The organism is Phytopseudomonas punonensis (assembly GCF_900142655.1).
In the GTDB taxonomy this organism is placed as follows: Bacteria; Pseudomonadota; Gammaproteobacteria; order Pseudomonadales; family Pseudomonadaceae; genus Aquipseudomonas; species Aquipseudomonas punonensis.
Genome location: NZ_FRBQ01000010.1, coordinates 12,066 through 32,691, shown reverse-complemented (window position 1 = coordinate 32,691; position 20,626 = coordinate 12,066). Strand labels below are relative to the sequence as shown.

The window sequence follows — 20,626 nt, the reverse complement described above, 5'->3', positions numbered from 1 at the left end:
GCATGGTAGCGCATCAGCACCGCCCGGCGCCAAGCGCCCAGGCGGAGGCGCTTTCCTTTGCATTCACCGCACGCTATGGCGAGAATCCAGGCATTGCCCGCTTGCCAGGATCATCCGATGCCATTGCGCCCCCTTGCCCTGCTCTGCTTCACCTCCCTGCTTGCCGCCTGCGCTGGGGAAACACCGCCGCCCGCCGTAACCCCGCCAGCGCCAGTGGTCAAAACCGAAGAGCCGGCGCCAACCCCGGCTCACCTGCGTGAACTCACCGGCACCCTGCTCGATGTGCCGGCCGGCGCCGACGTCGAGCTGGCCTTGCTGACCATCAACGACCGCGGCCTGCCGAACAAGCTGCTCGGCAATATCCAGCTGCGTGGCACCGGCGCGCCACTGCCGTTTCGCCTGCAGTTCAACCCGGAAAACTTTGACCAGGGCATCCGCGTGGAGCTGCGCGGCCGTGTACATCAGTCCGGCAAGCTGATGCTGCATATGCCCAACCAACTGATTCGTGAGCCGCAAAGCCAGGCGCTTGGCGAGGTTCGCGTGACTCCGGCGCTGTGAACCCACCGCAGCACCTGCAGGCCGCTTTGAGCGAACTGCTCGGCGATGCGCGACTGAGCGCTACCGTGCTGCCGGATACAGACCTGCGCCTCTGGCTGATCGACCCGGCGAACATGGACCGCTGCTTCAGCCCGGAAGAAACCCGGCGCATTCTCGAAGAGCCACCGTATTGGTGCTTCTGCTGGGCCAGCGGCCTGGTGCTGGTGGACTGGCTGGCGCGTAACCCGCAATGGGTACGCGGCAAACGGGTGCTGGATCTGGGCAGCGGCTCGGGCGTGGCCGCCATCGCAGCGGCCCGTGCGGGCGCCGCGCAGGTGGTGGCCTGTGATCTGGACCCGCTGGCCCTCGCGGCCTGCCGGGCCAACGCAGAGCTCAATGGCGTACAACTCGATTATTCGAACGACCTGTATGCCGAGCGCTGTGACTACGACCTGGCGATAGTCGCTGACGTGTTATACGACCGCAGCAACCTGCCCCTGCTCGACCGCGTGCTCGAACATGCCAGCGAAGTGCTGGTGGCCGATTCACGCGTGCGCGACTTCAACCACCCGCGCTACCGGCGCATCGCCGGGTTGCAGGGCTGCACCTGGCCAGATCTCGCCGAGCCGGAAACCCTCCGGCACGTCAGCCTGTATCACGCTGCCACGGTGCACTTGTAGCCTTGCCCCGCCGCCCACACTTATAGTCACACCACTTTTCGCCCAGACAGAGACCGACCATGAGCGACACCCCCTACATCTTCGATATCAACGGCGCCGCCCAATTTGATCAGCTGGTGATCGAGAACTCGTTCACCACGCCGGTTCTGGTCGACTTCTGGGCCGAATGGTGTGCGCCCTGTAAAGCACTGATGCCAGTGCTGACGCAGATCACCGAGGGTTATCAGGGCGAACTGATGCTGGCCAAAGTGAACTGCGACGTCGAGCAGGAAATCGTCGCCCGCTTCGGCATCCGTAGTTTGCCGACCGTGGTGCTGTTCAAGGACGGCCAGCCGGTCGATGGCTTCCAGGGCGCCCAGCCGGAATCGGCGATCCGCGCGCTGCTGCAACCCCATGTCGCCGAACCGCAAGCGCCCCAGGCAGACCTGCTTGAGGCCGCCCAAACGGCATTCGCCGACGGACGCATCGGCGAGGCCGAAGCTGCGCTCAAAGAGCTGCTGACCGAAAATAACGAGAACGCCGCTGCGCTGATTCTCTATGCCCGCTGTGTGGCCGAACGTGGCGAACTGAGCGAAGCCGAGCAGGTGCTCGGCGCGGTGAAGGGTGAAGAGCACAAGCAAGCACTCGCCGGCGCCCGCGCGCAGATCACCTTTCTGCGTCAGGCAGCCGATCTGCCGGACGCCGCGACGCTGAAGAGCCGTCTGGCCCAGAATGCCGAAGATGACGAGGCCGCCTACCAACTGGCCATTCAGCAGCTCGCCCGTCAGCAGTACGAGCCGGCTCTGGACGCTTTGCTGAAGCTGTTCGTGCGCAATCGCAATTACGCCGACGGCCTGCCGCACAAGACCCTGCTGCAGGTATTCGACCTGCTCGGCAACGACAACCCGCTTGTCACCACCTACCGCCGCCGGGTGTATCAGGCGCTTTACTAAGAACCTGTTCACGACCTTCAAACAGGGCTTTGTCTATCTTGGCTGCAACGCTGCGGTAGCGGGCATCGGCGCAGTATCTGTGGGAGCGGGCCATGCCCGCGAAAAATCACGGGCATGGCCTAGGCGTCCCCGCCCGTTCCCACGGGTAAAACAACAATGTCTGCTTTCGCCTTGTAGTTGCCCGTACGCATGCCCAGATTGCCCAGGCAGCAGAACTACGCCTCTCCCACCCAACAATAGACCGGCGCATCGGCGCCGGCTTCCATGCGCACCTGCTCGCAGTGGCGCAGGCGCACCAGCAGGCGCTTGCCGGCCACTTCGCCGCCGGCCAGCGCGGCCAATTGCGCCATCAACTGCGGCCCTTCGATACGCCCGGCGCGGCGCAACAGTTCCAGCACCGTTTGCCACTGGCCATCCTGATCCGCCTGAGCCGGGGCTGGGGCGACCGCCGCTGGGCTCTGCGTTGTCACGCTCGGCACGGCTGCTGCCAACTGCGCCCAGTCCTGCGGATCCAGCTCCACCGTCAGGTCTACCGGCCAATCGCCGATCCGCCCGCGAATACGCACCATATCTGTCTCCACCTGATCGATGCGCCATGCTCCCACGGGCCGGCTGGCAAACCAAGCAGCCACTACCACGGCAGTTAAATTTGTTATAACGTATCACTAACTATCCCATGCCGGAGCTTTCCATGCGTCGCCTATTGCTCGCCCTGCCTTTCGCCCTCCTCCCGCTGGCCGTCGCTCATGCTCACGATGATCATGAACACGGCAGCCTCGGCAAACACGAACATGGCGTTGCCACGCTGAACGTGGCGCTGGAAGGCAGCACCCTAGAAATCGAACTGCAGAGCCCGGCAATGAACATCGTCGGCTTCGAGCATGCCGCCACCAGCGATGCCGACAAGAAAACCGTTGCCAGTGCCCGCGCACTGCTGGAAAAACCCCAGACCCTGTTCGGCCTGCCTGCCGCGGCCGGCTGCAGCCTGAGTGAAAACGAAGTGCGCAGCCCGCTGTTCGGCAATGCCGAAGCTGACCATGACCATGACCATGACCATGACCACGACGAGCATGCGGACGGCGACGAGCATCACCACGAGCACAGCGATATCGATGCCGACTACAGCTTCACCTGCAAGCAACCTGGCGAGCTGAAGACCCTCGACCTGTCGGCGTTCTACAAGCAGTTCCCCGCCACCCAGAAGATCAACGTGCAACTGATTGGCCCGAGCGGCCAGCAGGGTGTCGAGTCGACCCCGGCCAATCCGCGCCTGAGCTTCTAAACCGTAAAGCCGATTCACGCTTCAGCTGCAGTGGCAACAAAGTGACGAGAGCCACCCTTCGTAGGGTGGACGACGCTTCACCCGTCCACCGCTCTGCGATCGCAATGGTGGACAAAAAGGGCGTTGTCCACCCTACGCAGGGAGCCTCCGCTTCTGCCTTGTAGCTGCACATTCGCCGGCAAAGCCATTTTTAGCGTGTCGCAACATATCCGGTTCGGTATCCACACCTAGGACTGGCACACTTGCCTCTTTCCCTCCAGCGCCAGCAGTCCCCATGACCACAGCACTGATCGAACTCACCGACCTCGGCTTCGCCTGGCCCGGCCAGGACGAGCTTCTGGACATCCCCCATTTCCATCTGCAACGCGGCGAGACCCTGTTTCTCAAGGGCCCCAGCGGTAGTGGCAAGACCACCCTGCTCGGCTTGCTTGGTGGCGTGCAGAAACCCGGCCGCGGCAGCATTCGCCTGCTCGGCGAAGACCTCGCCTCGCTCTCGGCGGCGCGCAGGGACAGCTTTCGCGTCGACCATACCGGCTACATCTTCCAGCAGTTCAACCTGCTGCCGTTCCTCAGCGTGCGCGACAACGTCGAGCTGCCTTGCCGCTTCTCACGCTTGCGAGCCGAGCGCGCCGCACAGCGTTACGGCAGTGTCGATGGGGCCGCAGCGAAACTGCTGGAGCATCTGGGCCTGCGCCCCGAACTGCTCGAGCGCCGTGCCGACTCGCTGTCCATAGGTCAGCAGCAACGCGTCGCCGCCGCCCGCGCGCTGATCGGCCAGCCGGAGCTGGTGATCGCCGACGAACCGACCTCGGCACTGGACGCCGATGCCCGCCAGGCGTTTCTCGAGCTGCTGTTCAGCGAGTGCCGCGATGTCGGCGCCAGCCTGCTGTTCGTCAGCCACGACCAGAGCCTGGCCGCGCTGTTCGACCGCAGCCTATCGCTCGCCGAACTCAACCGCGCCAGCAAAGCAGAGGAGGTCTGAGGTGTTCCTGTTACGACTCGCCCTGGCCAGCCTGGCCAACCGCCGCTTCACCGCGCTGCTCACGGTATTCGCCATCGCCCTGTCGGTGTGCCTGCTGCTCGCCGTGGAACGGGTACGCACCGAAGCGCGCACCAGCTTCGCCAACACCATCAGCGGCACCGACCTGATCGTCGGTGCCCGTTCCGGTAGCGTCAACCTGCTGCTCTACTCGGTGTTCCGCATCGGCAACGCCACCAACAACATCCGCTGGGACAGCTTCGAGAAGCTCGCCGCGCACCGCCAGGTGGACTGGGCCATTCCGATTTCCCTGGGCGACTCGCACCGCGGCTATCGGGTGATGGGCACCAACGAAGGCTACTTCGACCATTACCACTACGGTCGCGGGCAATCGCTGCAGCTGGCTCAGGGCGAGCGCTTCCACGACTTGTTCGACGTGGTGCTCGGCGCCGAAGTAGCCGAGGCGCTGCACTACAAACTCGGCGACAAGATCGTGCTGTCTCACGGCGTTGCGGCCATCAGCCTGCAGCAGCACGACGACAAACCCTTCGTGGTCAGCGGCATTCTGGCGCGCACCGGCACGCCGGTGGATCGTACCCTGCACATTTCTCTGGAGGGCATGGAGGCGCTGCACGTCGACTGGCAGAACGGCGTGCCGGCTCGCGGCGCCGGCAAGGTGAGTGCCGAGCAGGCGCGCCACATGGACCTGCAACCCAAAGCGATCACCGCGGCGATGCTCGGTCTGAAAAGCAAGATCGCCACCTTCGCCGTGCAGCGTGAGGTCAACGAGTATCGCGGTGAGCCGCTGCTAGCGATTCTTCCCGGCGTTGCTCTGCAGGAGCTGTGGAGCCTTATGGGCACGGCGGAAAAGGCGCTGTTTGTGGTCTCGTTGTTCGTGGTGCTGACCGGACTGATCGGCATGCTGACGGCGATTCTCACCAGCCTCAACGAGCGGCGCCGGGAGATGGCCATCCTCCGTTCGGTCGGCGCGCGGCCCTGGCATGTCGCCAGTCTGCTGATTCTCGAAGCCTTCTCGCTGGCGGTGGCTGGCGTGGTGGCGGGTACGGCACTGCTGTATGCCGGCATCGCCGGCGCCCAGGGCTACGTGCAGGCCAACTACGGCCTGTATTTGCCGCTCAGCGCACCAACGACCTATGAGTGGACGCTGCTCGGCGCTATTCTGGCGGCCGCCCTGCTGATGGGCTGCGTACCGGCCTGGCGCGCGTATCGCCAATCTCTAGCCGATGGGCTCTCCATTCGGCTGTGACTACGCGAAGCCGGGCCTGATCAGCCCGGCTTCGTTTTCAATCAAAAGGTAGTGTCATGCGTCGCGCCCTACTTACCGCTCTGCTCCTTATCCTGGTTTCACCGCTCTGGGCTGCCGAACTGCGCACCCTGAACTGGCAGGAGCTGATCCCCAAGGATGCGCCGCCACAGGTGCCGCAGATGACGCCCATGCACGACATGTCGCAGCTTGGCGACGCGTTGTCCGAGGGCGGCGCCGTGTCGCTGCAGCAGTTTCCGTCTGCGCCGGTGGTCAAGGAAATGGATGGCCAGAACGTCAAGATCCCCGGCTATATCGTGCCGCTGGATGTCACCGAAGAAGGCCGCGTGACCGAGTTTCTGCTGGTGCCCTACTTCGGCGCCTGCATCCACGTGCCGCCGCCACCGTCCAACCAGATCATCCATGTCACGACCGAACTGGGCGTGTTGCTTGACGCGCTGTATCAGCCGTTCTGGATCGAAGGCCCACTCAAGGTCGAACACAGCAGCAGCGAGCTGGCAGAAGTTGGCTATCAGCTTGCAGCGGACAAGATTTACCCCTACGAACTGCCAGCCAACTGAGATCGCGACAAACCGTCGCACCCTTGCTTAGCCAGCTATTGAGCTGAGTCAACGGGCGCTGCGCTCAGCGCCCTACCCTGACGCCATCCGAGATGATTCGAATGACCGTTAGGAGCTCACCATGTACAAGTCGCTGTTCTCTGTCTCGCTGATCGCCCTGGCATTGGCTGCCCCTGCTGCACAGGCGCACCAGGCTGGAGACATTCTCGTGCGCGCCGGCGCCATCACCGTCAACCCGGACGCGGACAGCTCTTCGGTCAAGGTCGACCGCGGCGGTCTGGCCGGCACCGATCTGGGCGGCAAGGCGACCATGAGCAGCGATACCCAGCTGGGCCTGAACTTCGCCTACATGATGACCGACCACCTCGGTATCGAGCTGCTCGCCGCCACGCCGTTCGAGCATGACGTGAAGATCAAGGGCACCGTGCTGGACGCCGCGAACGGCAAGCTCGGCACCCTCAAGCACCTGCCGCCAACCCTGAGCCTGGTGTACTACCCGCTGGATGCCAAGTCGGCCTTCCAGCCCTATGTTGGCGGCGGCATCAACTACACCTGGATCTTCGACGAGCACGTGGGCAGCGGCGCCTCGGCAGCCGGCTTCGACAACTTCCGCGCCAAGAACTCCTGGGGCCTGGCCTGGCAGATAGGTGCCGACTACATGCTCACCGACAACCTGATGATCAACGCCCAGGCCCGCTATATCGACATCGACACCACCGCCTATGTGGACAACACCGCCCTGGGCGTGCGCGCCAAGGTTGACGTGGATGTCGATCCGTTCGTATACATGGTTGGCCTGGGTTACAAGTTCTAAAGGACAGTTAGTAGGAGCGGGCTGACAGCGATCTACTTTTTGTGGGAGCGGGCGGGGACGCCTAGTCCATGCCCGCGATTCGCGCGCACGGCGCGATCCCACAGGTTCAGCGCTAGGCTCACTAACCCCACCCCACAAACGAAAAAGCCGGCATTGCCGGCTTTTTGCTGTCCTGCGATTAGCGCCTCAACTGTTGAGCAATGCCGCCAATCCATCACGCAGCGAGGTCTGCGCCGGCAACCGGTACTCGCGGGCCAGGCGGCCATTGTCGGCAAGGGAATGGCGGATATCGCCGGCTCGCGCATCCAGATGCGTGACCGGCGGCAAGCCGCCGAGCAGCTCGCCGATCTGCGCCAGCAGCTGCTTGAGGCTTACCGACTCATTCCAGCCGACGTTCACCGCACCGGCAGGCGGCTGCCTGGCATCCAGCGCCTGCAATAGCAGCTCGACCAGATCGGCGACGTAGAAGAAATCCCGAGTCTGCTCACCGTCACCGAACACGCTGATCGGCAGGCCCTGCTGAGCACGCTGGGTGAAGATGCTGATCACCCCGGAATACGGCGACGACGGATCCTGGCGCGGGCCGAACACGTTGAAGAAGCGAAAGATCGCCGGCTCCAGCCCATGCTGCCGCGCGTAGAACTCAAGGTAGTGCTCGCTGGCCAGCTTGTCCGACGCGTAAGGCGTCAAGGGCGCCTTGGCGGTGTCTTCATCGATCGCTACACCTTCGCCATTGTTGCCATACACCGCAGCGCTGGACGCGAACACCACACGGCGTAAGCCGTGCTCGCGCATCGCTTCGCAGATGTTCAGGGTGCCGATGAAATTGCTCTGATGGGTACTCACCGGGTCGTCCACCGAGGCTTGTACCGAGGCCACGGCAGCCAGATGCACCACGGCGCTGCAGCCCGCCACCGCACGGCTGACCAGCGCGGCATCAGCCACGTCGCCTTCGATAAAGGTCAGGCGCGCATCGCCAACTGGCAGATTGCTAAGTTTACCCATGGACAGGTTGTCCAACACGCGCACGCTATGGCCGCGTGCCAGCAAAGCGTCGACCAGGTTGGAGCCGATGAAGCCGGCACCGCCGGTCACGAGAACAGGTTGATCAGACATGACGGTAATACTGCTCCAGCAGGCTCGGCAGGCCGGCACGCCAGGCGCGCGGCTTGACGCCGAAGGTGTGAAGGATCTTCTTGCACGCGAGTACGCCGTGCTGCGGCTCTTCCGAGGCATCGCCCCTCGCGGCATGGGCCTGCCCGCAGATTTCCTCTAGCAGGTTCTCACGCACGTGGCGGGCCTCGCTAAGCATCGCCTGGCCCAGCGCCAGCGCCGTGGTCGCCTCGTGCCCGCCGTAGTGGTAGGTACCCCACAACGGCGCGGCGCAGTCGAGCTGCTTGAGCACGGCGAGAATCACCCGCGCGGCATCATCCACCGGCGTCGGGTTGCCGCGCCGGTCATCGGCCAGGAACAGCGCCTTGTCACGCTCGGCACGCACCAGAAAACGCGCCAGCAGACCGTCCGGGCTGTCATCGAGTATCCAGCCGAAGCGCAGCAGCACATGGCGCGGGCACAGGGCGCGTACGCTCTGCTCCATACGCACCAGCACCTGGCCACGCATGCTCAGCGGCTGGGTTTCGTCTTTCTCGTTGTAGGCGGTAGCGCGGGCACCATCGAATACCCGGTAGCTCGACGGCTGCAGCAGGCGAATGTCATGGTGCTGGCAGAGTTCGGCCAGGCGCTCGACAGCGCGCTCCTGGGCAGCAAAACGCTCTTTGCTGACCTTGGAAGCCTGAAACCAGTCGAAATAATAAGCGAGGTTGATCACCGCATCAGGGCGGGTATCGTCGACCAACTGAGTCAGGCTGGCGGCATCCCAACCCTGAGCCGGCGGGCGCGGGGCAAGAAAACCGATATCTTCTTCGGCTCCCAGGCGAATCAACGCCCGACCCAGCGTACTGCCACCACCCAGCAACAACAGGCGCATGCGCATAACGAAACTAGAAGCTCCACAATCAGATTTGAGCCAGCACCCGACACCATGCCTGGGAAGCTAACTCTTGGCAGAGCCCGAACGGTTCAGCCCTATGGCCTGCATTTTGCTGTTTTTACCCCTCGGCGTCACCACCGGGATTCATCTTGACGCACTTGGTGCCCCAGAGGGCACGCAGCCTTGGGCAACCGGGCGCCGCCATGCGAGTCCGAATGCCAAGACGATTGAAACGAAGGAAATTAAACGTGAGAAAACTGCTGTTCCTGGCCTGCTGTGCGGGACTCGCCTACGGGCTATTCCGCCCTGAGCCACCACCGGATCTATTCGAAGAGTCGGACAAACTCCTTCATCTGATCGCCTTTGTCGGCCTGGCGCTGGTCACCCGCATCGCTTTTCCCAGCACGCCCGGCCTCCTGCTGTGGCCACTGCTGTACATCCAGGCACCACTGCTGGAATGGCTGCAACACGTGCTCCAGCCAACCCGCGAGTTCAGCGTGATGGATGTGCTGGCCAACCTCTGCGGCATCAGCATCGCCCTGATGCTGTGGGTCTGCCAGTGCATGCTGCGCAAGCGCTACTGCAGCCCGGCCTGAACCGCACCGGCAGAAACGAAAAGGCCCCGCAATGCGGGGCCTTTCTGTCAGCACTCGATCAGAACGGGATATCGTCGTCGAAGCTGTCGTAGTCCTGAGCGGGCTGCGGCTTCTGCTGTTGCGGTGCGGACTGGCGCGGAGCCTGTTGCTGCGGCTCGCGCTGCGGCGCCGGGCGCGACTGACGCGGGGCGGAATCACCACCACCCGCGCCGTCAGGACGGCCGCCGAGCAGCTGCATGGTGCCCTGCATGTCGACGATGATTTCGGTGGTGTAACGCTTTACACCATCCTTTTCCCACTCGCGAGTCTGCAGTTTGCCTTCGATGTACACCTGGGAGCCCTTGCGCAGGTACTCGCCGGCGATCTCCGCGACCTTGCCGAACAGCGACACACGGTGCCACTCGGTTTTCTCGACGCGCTGACCGGTCTGCTTGTCCGTCCACTGCTCGCTGGTAGCCAGGCTCAGGTTGGTCACGGCATTGCCGCTGGGCAGATAGCGCGTTTCCGGATCCTGTCCGCAGGTACCGACCAGAATGACTTTGTTAACCCCACGGGCCATAACGCTCTCCTACTTTCAGCACGTCACCGGCGCCGCTTCGATCAAGCGCTGCAGCGACGTGCGATCCAATTGTTGGGTATCCACTTTCACATAGATGGCGGCCTCTTCGACCACCACAACGGCATCCGCCACTCCCGGCGCTGCCTGAATTCGCTCCGCCAGACCTGTTTCCTGCAACGCAGCGCTCGAGAGCGGCAACCGCAGGCTGGTCACATACGGCGGTTCGCGCATAGTAACAGCAATGGCCAGCCAGAGAACCGTCAACAGCGCACAGCCGCCAAACACGCCGGCCAGCCCGTAGTGCTGATACAGCCAGCCGCCGAGGATGCCACCCAGGGCCGAGCCGAGGAACTGGCTGGTCGAATAAACCCCCATCGCCGTGCCCTTGCCACCGGCGGGCGCTACCTTGCTGATCAACGATGGTAGCGAGGCTTCCAGCAGGTTGAACGCGGTGAAGAACACCACAATGCCCAGCACCAGATTGCGCAGGCCGTGGCCGAATACCCAGAAGAACAGCTCGCAAGCGAGCAGCACGGCCACCGAGCCGATCAGCACACGGCGCATCTGACGTTTCTTCTCGCCGTAGATGATGAACGGCACCATCAGAAAGAAGCCGCCGAGCAGCGCGGTGAGGTACACCCACCAGTGTTGCTCCTTGGGTAGACCTCCCTGCTCCACCAAGGCAAGCGGCAAGGCGATGAAGCTGGCCATCAGAATGGCGTGCAGGGAGAAGATCGCGAAGTCCAGGCGCAGCAGATCCGGATGCTTGAGCGTCGGCCACAGCGCCTGCTTGGCGACGCCCGACTCACGGTGCTGCAGCGGGCCGGCACTCGACGGCACCAGGCCGGCGACGATGACGATACCCAGCAGCGCCATGGCGCCGGTGGCGAGGAACAGCCCGGACAGGCCGAACGCACGGGTCAGCAGCGGCCCGACCACCATAGCGATGGCGAACGACAGGCCGATGCTCATGCCGATCATCGCCATGGCCTTGGTACGGTGCTGCTCGCGGGTCAAGTCGGAGAGCAGCGCCATCACCGCAGCCGAGATCGCCCCAGCGCCCTGCAGCACGCGGCCAGCAATCACCCCCCAGATGGAATCGGCATTGGCGGCCAGCAAACTGCCGGCCGCGAAGATCAACAGGCCGAAGTAGATCACCGGTCGCCGGCCGATGCGGTCGGATATCACACCAAAGGGAATCTGCAGAAAAGCCTGGGTCAGGCCATAGGCGCCGATCGCCAGACCGATCAGGGCCGGGGTTGAACCGGCGAGCTCCTGCCCATAGGTAGCCAATATCGGCAACACCATGAACATGCCCAGCATGCGGAATGCGAACACCAGCGCCAGCCCACCGGCTGCCCGAGTTTCCGCGCCACTCATGCGTTCGCTGTGCGAATCGCCCATCGTCGATAACCTGTTGAAACAAGCCGGCGATTCTACCAGTCGAAACCCTACTGGCACAGCAGCGGCGCTTTGCCGCACGGCTGTTGCCCCCCATATACTCGGCGGTTTATCCGCCCGCCACGCGAGGCTGTTTTGGACAAGATCCTGATCCGGGGTGCCCGCACCCACAATCTCAAAAACATCGACCTGACCCTGCCACGCGACAAGCTGATCGTGATCACCGGCCTGTCCGGCTCGGGTAAGTCGTCCCTAGCCTTCGACACGCTGTATGCCGAAGGCCAGCGTCGTTACGTGGAGTCGTTGTCGGCCTATGCCCGGCAGTTCCTGTCGATGATGGAAAAGCCCGATGTCGACACCATCGAAGGTCTGTCGCCGGCCATCTCCATCGAGCAGAAGTCCACCTCGCACAACCCGCGCTCGACGGTCGGCACCATTACCGAGATCTACGACTACCTGCGCCTGCTCTACGCCCGCGCCGGTACGCCGCGCTGCCCGGATCACGACCTGCCGCTGGAAGCTCAGACCGTTAGCCAGATGGTCGACCAGGTACTGGCACTGCCCGAAGGCAGCAAGCTGATGCTGCTGGCCCCAGTGATCCGCGAGCGCAAGGGCGAGCACTTGGCGGTGTTCGACGAGCTGCGCGCCCAGGGTTTCGTGCGTGTGCGGGTCAACGGCAAACTTTACGAGCTCGATGAACTGCCCAAGCTCGACAAGCAGAAGAAGCACAGCATCGATGCCGTGGTCGACCGCTTCAAGGCGCGTGGCGATCTACAGCAGCGCCTGGCCGAATCCTTCGAGACCGCGCTCAAGCTGGCTGACGGTCTCGCATTGATCGCTCCGATGGAAGGGGAAGAAGGCGAAGAAATCATCTTCTCCGCACGTTTCGCCTGCCCGGTATGCGGCCACTCGATCAGCGAGTTGGAGCCCAAGCTGTTCTCCTTCAACAACCCGGCTGGCGCCTGCCCGACCTGCGACGGCCTGGGCGTGAAACAGTTCTTCGACACCAAGCGGCTGGTCAACGCCGAGCTGACTCTGGCCGAGGGCGCGATCCGCGGCTGGGACAGGCGCAACGTCTACTACTTCCAGATGCTCGGCTCGCTGGCCTCGCACTACGGCTTCAGCCTGGACAAACCTTTTGGCGAGCTCGACAGCGAGCACCAGAAAGTCATTCTTGGCGGCAGCGGCTCGCAGAACGTCGACTTCAAGTACCTCAACGACCGCGGTGATATCGTCAAGCGCTCGCACCCGTTCGAAGGCATCGTGCCGAACCTCGAGCGTCGCTACCGGGAAACCGAGTCGACCAGCGTGCGCGAAGAACTGGCCAAGTTCCTCAGCACCCAGCCCTGCCCGGATTGCCGTGGCACGCGCCTGCGCCGCGAGGCGCGTCACGTGTGGGTCGGTGAGAAAACCTTGCCGGCCGTTACCGGCATGCCGATCGGCTCGGCGAGCGAGTACTTCGGCGGCCTGACCCTGGAAGGTCGACGCGGCGAGATCGCCAGCAAAATTCTCAAGGAAATCTGCGAGCGCCTGCAGTTTCTGGTCAACGTTGGCCTGGATTACCTGACCCTGGACCGCAGCGCCGACACTCTCTCTGGCGGCGAAGCCCAGCGTATCCGTCTGGCCAGCCAGATCGGTGCCGGCCTGGTGGGCGTCATGTACATCCTCGACGAACCTTCCATCGGCCTGCACCAGCGCGATAACGAGCGTCTGCTCGGCACCCTGCGCCACCTGCGTGACATCGGCAACACAGTGATCGTGGTCGAGCACGATGAAGACGCCATCCGCATGGCCGATTACGTGGTCGATATCGGCCCAGGTGCGGGCGTGCATGGCGGGCGGATCGTCGCCGAAGGCACCGCCGAAGAAGTCATGGCGCACCCGGACTCGGTGACCGGCAAGTACCTGTCCGGTCGCACCAAGATCGTCGTGCCGGCCAAGCGCACACCCCGCGACAAGAAGCTGTCACTGAAGATCAAGGGCGCGCGCGGCAACAACCTGCAGAACGTCAATCTGGACATTCCGATTGGCCTGCTGACCTGCGTGACCGGGGTCTCGGGCTCGGGCAAGTCGACGCTGATCAACAACACCCTGTTCCCGCTCAGCGCTACCGCTCTCAATGGCGCCACCACACTGGAAGCTGCCGCCCACGACAGCATCGACGGTCTGCAGCACCTGGACAAAGTGGTGGATATCGACCAAAGCCCGATCGGCCGTACGCCACGTTCCAACCCGGCGACCTACACCGGGCTGTTCACGCCGATCCGCGAGCTGTTCGCCGGCGTACCGGAGTCGCGTTCGCGCGGCTACGGCCCCGGCCGCTTCTCGTTCAACGTCAAGGGCGGACGCTGCGAAGCGTGCCAGGGCGATGGTCTGATCAAGGTCGAGATGCACTTCCTGCCGGACATCTACGTGCCCTGCGACGTGTGCAAGAGCAAGCGCTACAACCGCGAAACGCTGGAGATCAAGTACAAGGGCAAGAGCATCCACGAGGTGCTGGAGATGACCATCGAGGACGCCCGCGCATTCTTCGATGCAGTGCCGGCCCTGGCGCGCAAGCTGCAGACACTGATGGACGTGGGCCTGTCGTACATCAAGCTCGGTCAGTCGGCGACCACCCTGTCCGGCGGTGAGGCGCAGCGGGTCAAGCTGTCGCGCGAGCTGAGCAAGCGCGACACCGGCAAGACCCTGTACATCCTCGATGAGCCGACCACAGGCCTGCACTTCGCGGATATCCAGCAATTGCTCGATGTGCTGCATCGCCTGCGCGACCACGGCAACACCGTGGTGGTGATCGAGCACAACCTGGACGTGATCAAGACAGCCGACTGGCTCGTCGATCTCGGCCCGGAAGGCGGCTCCAAAGGTGGCCAGATCATCGCCGTCGGTACGCCCGAGGAAGTGGCAGAGATGCCGCAGTCCCACACTGGGCACTTTCTCAAGCCGCTGCTGGAACGCGACCGCGCTTAACCCGCGGTCTGAAACGAAAAAGCCCCGCAGATGCGGGGCTTTTTTGTGCTGCGTTTTTACATCTGGCTTTGCAGGTACTTCTCGAGCCCCAGCTTGGCAATCAGCTGCAACTGGATTTCCAGCCAATAGGCGTGGTCTTCCTCGGTGTCCTTGAGCTGCAGCAGCAGAATGTCGCGGCTCTGATAATCCTGGTGACGCTCGCACAGCTCGATGCCTTTGCTCAGCGCAGCACGCACCTGATACTCAAGAGCCAAGTCCAGCTTCAGCGCTTCCGGCACGGTCTGCCCGAAGGTAAAGGCATCCGGCACCATATCCGGCACGCCTTCCAGGAAGATGATGCGCTTGAGCAACGCATCGGCGTGTTGGGTCTCTTCTTCCATTTCGTGGTTGATGCGCTCGTAGAGCTTGGTGAAGCCCCAGTCCTCATACAGCCGCGAGTGGATGAAGTACTGATCGCGCGCTGCAAGCTCGCCCTTGAGCAGATGCTTGAGGTAGTCGACGACTTCGGTATGGCCTTTCATGCCGGTATCCCTAGTTACATGCTTGAACAGAGCGTAATGCTCCGCCCCATAAGGTGTCTGGTCAAGCAAAAGCACAACGCCCCCTTGAAAGAAGGCGTTGTGCTTCAGTGACACAGTGGGTGCTTAACCCGCGGTTCAGGCCAGATCGAAACGGTCCAGGTTCATCACCTTGACCCAGGCGGCGACGAAATCCTTGACCAGTTTCTGCTTGCCATCAGCACTGGCGTAGACCTCAGCATAGGCACGCAATATCGAGTTGGAGCCAAACACAAGATCGCTGCGCGTACCGGTGTACTTCACTTGGCCGTCCTTGCGGTCGCGGCCTTCAAACACTTCGTTACTGCTGTCGATGGCTTTCCAGACGGTGCCCATGTCGAGCAGATTGACGAAGAAGTCGTTGGACAGCACGCCCACCTTGTCGGTGAACACCCCATGCAGGCTACCATCATGGTTGGCACCCAGTACGCGCAGACCACCCACCAATGCAGTCAGCTCCGGCGCGGTCAGGGTCAGCATCTGCGCCTTGTCGATCAGCATCACTTCTGACGGAACGCCCAGGTCGCCCTTGTTGTAGCTACGGAAGCCATCGGCCGCGGGCTCCAGTACGTCGAACGACTCAACATCGGTCTGATCCTGACGAGCATCCACACGGCCTGCCGCGAACGGCACATTAACCGCGATACCTGCCGCGCCGGCCGCCTGCTCGACGCCGACGTTACCGGCCAGAACGATTACATCGGCAAGCGATGCTTTACCAAACGCCTGCTGGATCTCCGCCAGTTTCGGCAGAACATGCATGGCGCGCTGGTTGACCGCCCAATCCTTCTGTGGGGCAAGCGCCAGGCGAGCACCATTGGCGCCACCACGCTTGTCGCCGCCCCGGAAGGTCGACGCCGACGCCCAGGCAACAGATACCAGATCACCCACCGACAGCCCGGCTGCAGCAATCTTGGCCTTCAGCTCAGCGATATCGGCTGCGCTCGGGCTGTGCACCGGCGCCGGCAGTGGATCTTGCCAGATGAGGTCTTCTTTCGGCACTTCAGGGCCGAGATAGCGAGCCTTCGGCCCCATGTCGCGGTGGGTCAGCTTGTACCAGGCGCGGGCAAAGGCATCAGCGAAGGCCTGCGGGTCCTCAAAAAAGCTCTTGGAAATCCTGCCGAACTCAGGGTCGAAGCGCAGAGTCAGGTCGGTGGTGAGCATGGTCGGCTTGTGGAATTTGCCCGGCACGTGCGCATCCGGAATGATTTCAGGTGCGTCCTTGGCCTGCCACTGCTTGGCACCGGCCGGCGAGCGCACTAGCTCCCACTCGAACTTGAACAGGTTCTCGAAGAAGTTGTTGCTCCACAGCGCCGGAGTCTTCGTCCAGGTCACTTCAAGACCGCTCGACACGGTGTCCTTGCCAGAGCCACTACCAAAGCTGCTGGCCCAACCAAGGCCTTGAGCCTCAATGGCCGAACCTTCGGGATCGGCCCCCTTGTGCGATTCCGGCGCAGCACCATGGCATTTGCCAAAGGTATGACCGCCAGCGATCAGTGCGACGATCTCTTCGTCGTTCATGGCCATGCGGTAGAAGGTCGAGCGGATATCCTTGGCTGCCGCCAGGTAATCACCACTGGCATTCGGGCCTTCGGGATTCACATAAATGAGGCCCATGTGGGTAGCACCAAACGGAGCGGTCAATTCACGCTCATCGTTGACCCGCTTAGGGTCCACATCCAGCCAGCCCACCTCTGCGCCCCAGTTGACGTCTTGATCCGGTTCCCAGACATCCTCGCGACCGCCCGCGAAACCGTAGGTGCGAAAGCCCATGGATTCCAGCGCAACGTTGCCGGCAAGAATGTACAGATCCGCCCAGGAAATGGACTGGCCGTATTTCTGCTTGATCGGCCACAGCAGGCGACGCGATTTGTCGATGTTGACGTTATCCGGCCAGGAGTTGAGCGGCGCGAAACGCTGCTGACCACGGCCACCGCCGCCACGACCGTCGGTGGTGCGATAGGTACCAGCGGAGTGCCAGGCCATACGCACGAACTGCGGGCCGTAGTGCCCGAAGTCGGCAGGCCACCAATCCTGGCTATCAGTCATCAGGCGCACGAGGTCAGCCTTCAGGGCCTTGTAGTCGAGCTTCTTGAACGCTTCTGCGTAGTTGAACTGCTCGCCAAGAGGGTTAGAGCGCTCGGAGTGCTGATTCAACAGGTCGACGCGCAGCTGGTTTGGCCACCAATCCTTGTTGGTAGTACCGCCCCCAGCTACGTGATTGAACGGACATTTACCTTGGTTCGACATGGTTCTTCCCCTCTCCTCATCCTGTCGGTTCCAGCGATTGCGGCCGACTATGCAAGCAGACTAACTGGAGTTTAGCGGGCAAACCAATTCATCAAGCGAAACGGCTCGATAGTTATTTTCTTTCGCTGACCACGTTGAGATTTTCCGCCTAAAACTACGACCAGCCGCAGTTGAAGGAAGCACTCTGGCAACCCCTACTGGTAAATCGCAGGCAATAAAAAACCGGGCACTAGGCCCGGTTTTTCGTACAACCTGCAACTTACTCGGCAGCTTCTACCGAACCAGCGACCGGACGGTCAACCAGCTCAACATAAGCCATCGGAGCGTTGTCGCCAGCGCGGAAACCGCACTTGAGGATACGCAGGTAACCGCCCTGACGGGTGGCGTAGCGCTTGCCCAGGTCGTTGAACAGCTTGCCAACGATAGCTTTCGAACGAGTACGGTCGAAAGCCAGACGGCGGTTAGCAACGCTGTCTTCTTTAGCCAGGGTGATCAGCGGCTCGGCAACGCGGCGCAGTTCCTTGGCTTTCGGCAGAGTAGTTTTGATCAGCTCATGCTCGAACAGCGATACCGCCATGTTCTGAAACATGGCCTTGCGGTGAGCGCTGGTGCGGCTGAGGTGACGGCCACTTTTACGATGACGCATGGTTCAATTCCTTACCAAACTATACGTTCGGTGATGATGACGATCAGGCAGTCGCCTTGTCGTCTTTCTTCAGACTTGCCGGCGGCCAGTTGTCGAGGCGCATACCGAGGGACAGACCACGGGAAGCCAGAACGTCCTTGATTTCAGTCAGGGATTTCTTGCCCAGGTTCGGCGTTTTGAGCAGCTCTACTTCAGTGCGCTGAATCAGATCACCGATGTAGTAGATGTTCTCTGCCTTGAGGCAGTTGGCCGAACGAACGGTCAGTTCCAGGTCATCAACCGGACGGAGCAGGATCGGATCGATCTCGTCTTCCTGTTCGATTACCACAGGCTCGCTGTCACCTTTGAGGTCGACGAATGCAGCCAGCTGCTGTTGCAGGATGGTTGCAGCACGACGGATAGCCTCTTCAGGATCCAGGGTACCGTTGGTTTCGAGGTCGATAACCAGTTTGTCCAGGTTGGTACGCTGCTCAACGCGAGCGTTTTCCACCACGTAGGACACGCGACGCACCGGGCTGAAGGAAGAGTCGAGCTGCAAGCGACCAATGCTGCGGCTCTCGTCTTCATCACTCTGGCGCGAATCAGCTGGCTCATAGCCGCGACCACGAGCTACTACGAGCTTCATGTTCAGCGCGCCATTGGAGGCCAGGTTGGCGATTACGTGGTCGCCGTTGACGATTTCAACATCATGATCCAGCTGAATGTCGGCAGCGGTTACGACGCCAGAGCCCTTCTTCGCCAGAGTCAGTGTAACTTCGTCTCGACCGTGCAGTTTGATGGCAAGACCTTTGAGGTTGAGCAGGATTTCAATGACATCCTCCTGAACACCTTCAATGGCGCTGTACTCATGGAGTACACCGTCAATCTCGGCCTCGACTACTGCACAGCCAGGCATGGAGGACAACAGGATGCGACGCAGCGCGTTGCCCAGCGTGTGGCCGAAACCACGCTCGAGAGGCTCGAGAGTGATCTTGGCGCGGGTCTGACTGACCACCTGCACATCGATATGGCGGGGGGTCAGGAACTCATTTACCGAAATCTGCATGGATGCACCTATTTTCTAGCCCTTACTTGGAGTAGAGCTCGACAATCAGGCTCTCGTTGATGTCAGCGGAGAGATCACCACGAACCGGAACGCTTTTGAACACGCCGGATTTCTTCTCGGTGTCTACATCTACCCACTCAACACGGCCACGCTGAGCACACAGCTCAAGAGCCTGAACGATGCGCAGCTGATTCTTCGACTTCTCGCGAACTGCAACAACGTCACCAGCTTTAACCTGATAGGACGGTACGTTGACAGTTTTGCCGTTTACGCTGATCGCTTTGTGCGAAACCAGCTGACGGGATTCGGCACGAGTAGCGCCGAAGCCCATACGATAAACGACGTTATCCAGACGGCACTCGAGCAGTTGCAGCAGGTTCTCACCAGTAGCGCCTTTCTTGCCGGCAGCTTCTTTGTAATAACCGCTGAATTGACGCTCAAGCACACCGTAGATACGACGAACTTTTTGCTTCTCACGCAGCTGGGTGCCGTAGTCGGACTGACGGCCACGGCGCTGACCGTGAATACCTGGGGCTGCTTCGATGTTGCACTTCGATTCCAGAGCGCGAACGCCGCTTTTCAGGAAAAGATCAGTGCCTTCACGACGAGACAGTTTGCATTTGGGACCAATGTAACGAGCCATTTCTCACTGTCTCCTGATTACACGCGACGCTTCTTCGAAGGACGGCACCCGTTATGCGGGATAGGCGTCACATCGGTGATGCTGGCGATCTTGTAACCGCAACCGTTAAGAGCACGGACTGCGGACTCACGACCCGGACCTGGGCCCTTGACGTTTACGTCGAGGTTTTTCAGGCCATATTCCAGCGCAGCTTGACCAGCACGTTCAGCAGCTACCTGAGCAGCGAACGGGGTGGACTTGCGGGAACCGCGGAAACCCGAGCCGCCGGAAGTAGCCCAGGACAGGGCGTTACCTTGACGATCGGTAATGGTCACGATGGTGTTGTTGAAAGAAGCGTGGATGTGGGCGATGCCATCAACCACCGTCTTCTTGACTTTCTTACGAGTACGAGCAGCAGGTTTTGCCATGACTAAATTCCTGTCGATTCGCGAACGCGATTACTTGCGGATCGGCTTACGCGGGCCCTTACGGGTGCGTGCGTTGGTCTTGGTGCGCTGACCGCGAACCGGCAGACCTTTACGATGACGCAGGCCGCGGTAGCAACCCAGATCCATCAAGCGTTTGATTTTCATGTTCACTTCGCGGCGCAGATCACCCTCGGTATTAACCTTGGCGACTTCACCACGCAGCTGCTCGATCTGCTCGTCAGAGAGATCTTTGATCTTCGCTGCCGGATTGACACCGGTAGCAGCACAGATTTTCTGCGCAGTAGTGCGACCAACACCAAAGATGTAGGTCAGCGAGATAACAGTGTGCTTGTTATCCGGAATGTTAACGCCTGCAATACGGGCCATTCAGTGGAACTCCAATTGACAGCTACCTACGCCCCGGGAGCCAAGAAATAGGGCGCGAGATATTATCGCTGTAGAAACAAATAATCAACCCGGCAGCGCACTAGCT

General features: G+C 61.7%; 22 protein-coding genes. 10 read left to right on the top strand and 12 right to left on the bottom strand.

What is annotated here, in order from left to right; all coding sequences use genetic code 11:
* Positions 1-117: 117 nt before the first annotated feature.
* Genes BUC40_RS19350 through trxA form a run of 3 tightly spaced genes read left to right on the top strand, consistent with a single transcriptional unit; the run spans position 118 to position 2,149 of the window.
* Positions 118-558: a YbaY family lipoprotein gene (locus tag BUC40_RS19350; protein ID WP_073267889.1), complete on the top strand. Its 441-nt coding sequence runs from the start codon at positions 118-120 to the stop codon at positions 556-558.
* On the top strand, positions 555-1,217 hold the full coding sequence (locus BUC40_RS19345; protein WP_073267887.1) for a class I SAM-dependent methyltransferase: 663 nt from the start codon (positions 555-557) through the stop codon (positions 1,215-1,217). Before BUC40_RS19350 ends, BUC40_RS19345 begins: the two co-directional genes overlap by 4 nt.
* A 59-nt stretch (positions 1,218-1,276) precedes the next feature.
* Positions 1,277-2,149: a thioredoxin gene (gene trxA, locus BUC40_RS19340; RefSeq protein WP_073267885.1), complete on the top strand. Its 873-nt coding sequence runs from the start codon at positions 1,277-1,279 to the stop codon at positions 2,147-2,149.
* 215 nt (positions 2,150-2,364) lie between these two features.
* On the opposite strand, the gene BUC40_RS19335 is transcribed toward trxA, so the two are convergent.
* Entirely contained in the window at positions 2,365-2,718 is a 354-nt protein-coding gene (locus BUC40_RS19335; protein WP_073267883.1) for a hypothetical protein, read from the bottom strand.
* 122 nt (positions 2,719-2,840) lie between these two features.
* On the opposite strand from BUC40_RS19335, the gene BUC40_RS19330 reads away from it, so the two are divergent.
* The 5 genes from BUC40_RS19330 (at position 2,841) to BUC40_RS19310 (ending at position 7,069) form a co-directional block, all read left to right on the top strand.
* On the top strand, positions 2,841-3,431 hold the full coding sequence (locus BUC40_RS19330; RefSeq protein ID WP_073267881.1) for a DUF2796 domain-containing protein: 591 nt from the start codon (positions 2,841-2,843) through the stop codon (positions 3,429-3,431).
* Positions 3,432-3,705: 274 nt separating this feature from the next.
* Entirely contained in the window at positions 3,706-4,413 is a 708-nt protein-coding gene (locus BUC40_RS19325; RefSeq protein WP_073267879.1) for an ABC transporter ATP-binding protein, read from the top strand.
* Between the two features lies 1 nt (position 4,414).
* Positions 4,415-5,677: an ABC transporter permease gene (locus BUC40_RS19320; protein WP_073267877.1), complete on the top strand. Its 1,263-nt coding sequence runs from the start codon at positions 4,415-4,417 to the stop codon at positions 5,675-5,677.
* Between the two features lie 56 nt (positions 5,678-5,733).
* Positions 5,734-6,255, top strand: a complete 522-nt coding sequence (locus BUC40_RS19315; RefSeq protein WP_073267875.1) for a DUF3299 domain-containing protein — start codon at positions 5,734-5,736, stop codon at positions 6,253-6,255.
* Between the two features lie 121 nt (positions 6,256-6,376).
* Entirely contained in the window at positions 6,377-7,069 is a 693-nt protein-coding gene (locus BUC40_RS19310) for an OmpW/AlkL family protein (RefSeq protein ID WP_073267874.1), read from the top strand.
* A 186-nt stretch (positions 7,070-7,255) separates the two neighbouring features.
* Here the strand turns inward: BUC40_RS19310 and BUC40_RS19305 are convergent, their stop codons facing one another.
* Together BUC40_RS19305 and BUC40_RS19300 are read right to left on the bottom strand one after the other, a co-directional pair.
* Positions 7,256-8,185 carry an NAD-dependent epimerase/dehydratase family protein gene (locus tag BUC40_RS19305; RefSeq protein ID WP_073267873.1) on the bottom strand — a complete coding sequence of 310 codons (930 nt, stop codon included), beginning with the start codon at positions 8,183-8,185 and terminating at the stop codon, positions 7,256-7,258.
* Positions 8,178-9,062, bottom strand: a complete 885-nt coding sequence (locus BUC40_RS19300) for a sugar nucleotide-binding protein (RefSeq protein WP_073267871.1) — start codon at positions 9,060-9,062, stop codon at positions 8,178-8,180. Before BUC40_RS19300 ends, BUC40_RS19305 begins: the two co-directional genes overlap by 8 nt.
* 245 nt (positions 9,063-9,307) lie before the next feature.
* On the opposite strand from BUC40_RS19300, the gene BUC40_RS19295 reads away from it, so the two are divergent.
* The gene (locus BUC40_RS19295) at positions 9,308-9,655 is read left to right on the top strand and encodes a VanZ family protein (RefSeq protein WP_083593637.1); all 348 of its coding nucleotides are present in this window, start codon (positions 9,308-9,310) and stop codon (positions 9,653-9,655) included.
* Between the two features lie 58 nt (positions 9,656-9,713).
* Here BUC40_RS19295 and BUC40_RS19290 read toward each other — a convergent pair whose 3' ends face one another.
* Together BUC40_RS19290 and BUC40_RS19285 are read right to left on the bottom strand one after the other, a co-directional pair.
* A complete protein-coding gene (locus tag BUC40_RS19290) occupies positions 9,714-10,214 on the bottom strand; it encodes a single-stranded DNA-binding protein (protein WP_073267867.1) in 501 nt (166 codons plus the stop codon).
* Positions 10,215-10,229: 15 nt separating this feature from the next.
* Positions 10,230-11,618, bottom strand: coding sequence for an MFS transporter (locus BUC40_RS19285; RefSeq protein ID WP_073267865.1), 1,389 nt, complete (start codon positions 11,616-11,618; stop codon positions 10,230-10,232).
* Positions 11,619-11,750: 132 nt separating this feature from the next.
* Here BUC40_RS19285 and uvrA point away from each other — a divergent pair, with 132 nt between their 5' ends.
* Positions 11,751-14,585, top strand: a complete 2,835-nt coding sequence (uvrA, locus tag BUC40_RS19280) for an excinuclease ABC subunit UvrA (protein WP_073267863.1) — start codon at positions 11,751-11,753, stop codon at positions 14,583-14,585.
* 56 nt (positions 14,586-14,641) lie between these two features.
* Here uvrA and bfr read toward each other — a convergent pair whose 3' ends face one another.
* From bfr to rpsM, 7 genes are all read right to left on the bottom strand, one after another.
* Entirely contained in the window at positions 14,642-15,106 is a 465-nt protein-coding gene (bfr, locus tag BUC40_RS19275; RefSeq protein WP_073267861.1) for a bacterioferritin, read from the bottom strand.
* A 135-nt stretch (positions 15,107-15,241) separates the two neighbouring features.
* Positions 15,242-17,392, bottom strand: a complete 2,151-nt coding sequence (gene katG / locus BUC40_RS19270; protein ID WP_073267859.1) for a catalase/peroxidase HPI — start codon at positions 17,390-17,392, stop codon at positions 15,242-15,244.
* A 259-nt stretch (positions 17,393-17,651) separates the two neighbouring features.
* Positions 17,652-18,038, bottom strand: coding sequence for a 50S ribosomal protein L17 (rplQ, locus tag BUC40_RS19265; RefSeq protein WP_073267857.1), 387 nt, complete (start codon positions 18,036-18,038; stop codon positions 17,652-17,654).
* A gap of 43 nt (positions 18,039-18,081) precedes the next feature.
* Entirely contained in the window at positions 18,082-19,083 is a 1,002-nt protein-coding gene (locus BUC40_RS19260) for a DNA-directed RNA polymerase subunit alpha (protein WP_073267855.1), read from the bottom strand.
* 22 nt (positions 19,084-19,105) lie between these two features.
* The gene (rpsD, locus tag BUC40_RS19255) at positions 19,106-19,726 is read right to left on the bottom strand and encodes a 30S ribosomal protein S4 (RefSeq protein ID WP_073267853.1); all 621 of its coding nucleotides are present in this window, start codon (positions 19,724-19,726) and stop codon (positions 19,106-19,108) included.
* A gap of 17 nt (positions 19,727-19,743) precedes the next feature.
* Positions 19,744-20,133, bottom strand: a complete 390-nt coding sequence (gene rpsK, locus BUC40_RS19250) for a 30S ribosomal protein S11 (protein WP_013789773.1) — start codon at positions 20,131-20,133, stop codon at positions 19,744-19,746.
* A 30-nt stretch (positions 20,134-20,163) separates the two neighbouring features.
* Positions 20,164-20,520, bottom strand: coding sequence for a 30S ribosomal protein S13 (rpsM, locus tag BUC40_RS19245; RefSeq protein WP_073267851.1), 357 nt, complete (start codon positions 20,518-20,520; stop codon positions 20,164-20,166).
* Positions 20,521-20,626: the final 106 nt, after the last annotated feature.

Bases quoted from the DNA above. Each gene is read 5' to 3' on its own strand.
- rpsD (WP_073267853.1), bottom strand. From the start codon at position 19,726: ATGGCTCGTTACATTGGTCCCAAATGCAAACTGTCTCGTCGTGAAGGC.
- rplQ (WP_073267857.1), bottom strand. From the start codon at position 18,038: ATGCGTCATCGTAAAAGTGGCCGTCACCTCAGCCGCACCAGCGCTCAC.
- rpsM (WP_073267851.1), bottom strand. From the start codon at position 20,520: ATGGCCCGTATTGCAGGCGTTAACATTCCGGATAACAAGCACACTGTT.
- BUC40_RS19285 (WP_073267865.1), bottom strand. From the start codon at position 11,618: ATGGGCGATTCGCACAGCGAACGCATGAGTGGCGCGGAAACTCGGGCA.
- BUC40_RS19290 (WP_073267867.1), bottom strand. From the start codon at position 10,214: ATGGCCCGTGGGGTTAACAAAGTCATTCTGGTCGGTACCTGCGGACAG.
- BUC40_RS19315 (WP_073267875.1), top strand. From the start codon at position 5,734: ATGCGTCGCGCCCTACTTACCGCTCTGCTCCTTATCCTGGTTTCACCG.
- BUC40_RS19325 (WP_073267879.1), top strand. From the start codon at position 3,706: ATGACCACAGCACTGATCGAACTCACCGACCTCGGCTTCGCCTGGCCC.
- BUC40_RS19330 (WP_073267881.1), top strand. From the start codon at position 2,841: ATGCGTCGCCTATTGCTCGCCCTGCCTTTCGCCCTCCTCCCGCTGGCC.
- rpsK (WP_013789773.1), bottom strand. From the start codon at position 20,133: ATGGCAAAACCTGCTGCTCGTACTCGTAAGAAAGTCAAGAAGACGGTG.
- BUC40_RS19300 (WP_073267871.1), bottom strand. From the start codon at position 9,062: ATGCGCATGCGCCTGTTGTTGCTGGGTGGTGGCAGTACGCTGGGTCGG.
- BUC40_RS19310 (WP_073267874.1), top strand. From the start codon at position 6,377: ATGTACAAGTCGCTGTTCTCTGTCTCGCTGATCGCCCTGGCATTGGCT.
- BUC40_RS19260 (WP_073267855.1), bottom strand. From the start codon at position 19,083: ATGCAGATTTCGGTAAATGAGTTCCTGACCCCCCGCCATATCGATGTG.
- BUC40_RS19335 (WP_073267883.1), bottom strand. From the start codon at position 2,718: ATGGTGCGTATTCGCGGGCGGATCGGCGATTGGCCGGTAGACCTGACG.
- katG (WP_073267859.1), bottom strand. From the start codon at position 17,392: ATGTCGAACCAAGGTAAATGTCCGTTCAATCACGTAGCTGGGGGCGGT.
- BUC40_RS19305 (WP_073267873.1), bottom strand. From the start codon at position 8,185: ATGTCTGATCAACCTGTTCTCGTGACCGGCGGTGCCGGCTTCATCGGC.
- BUC40_RS19350 (WP_073267889.1), top strand. From the start codon at position 118: ATGCCATTGCGCCCCCTTGCCCTGCTCTGCTTCACCTCCCTGCTTGCC.
- bfr (WP_073267861.1), bottom strand. From the start codon at position 15,106: ATGAAAGGCCATACCGAAGTCGTCGACTACCTCAAGCATCTGCTCAAG.
- trxA (WP_073267885.1), top strand. From the start codon at position 1,277: ATGAGCGACACCCCCTACATCTTCGATATCAACGGCGCCGCCCAATTT.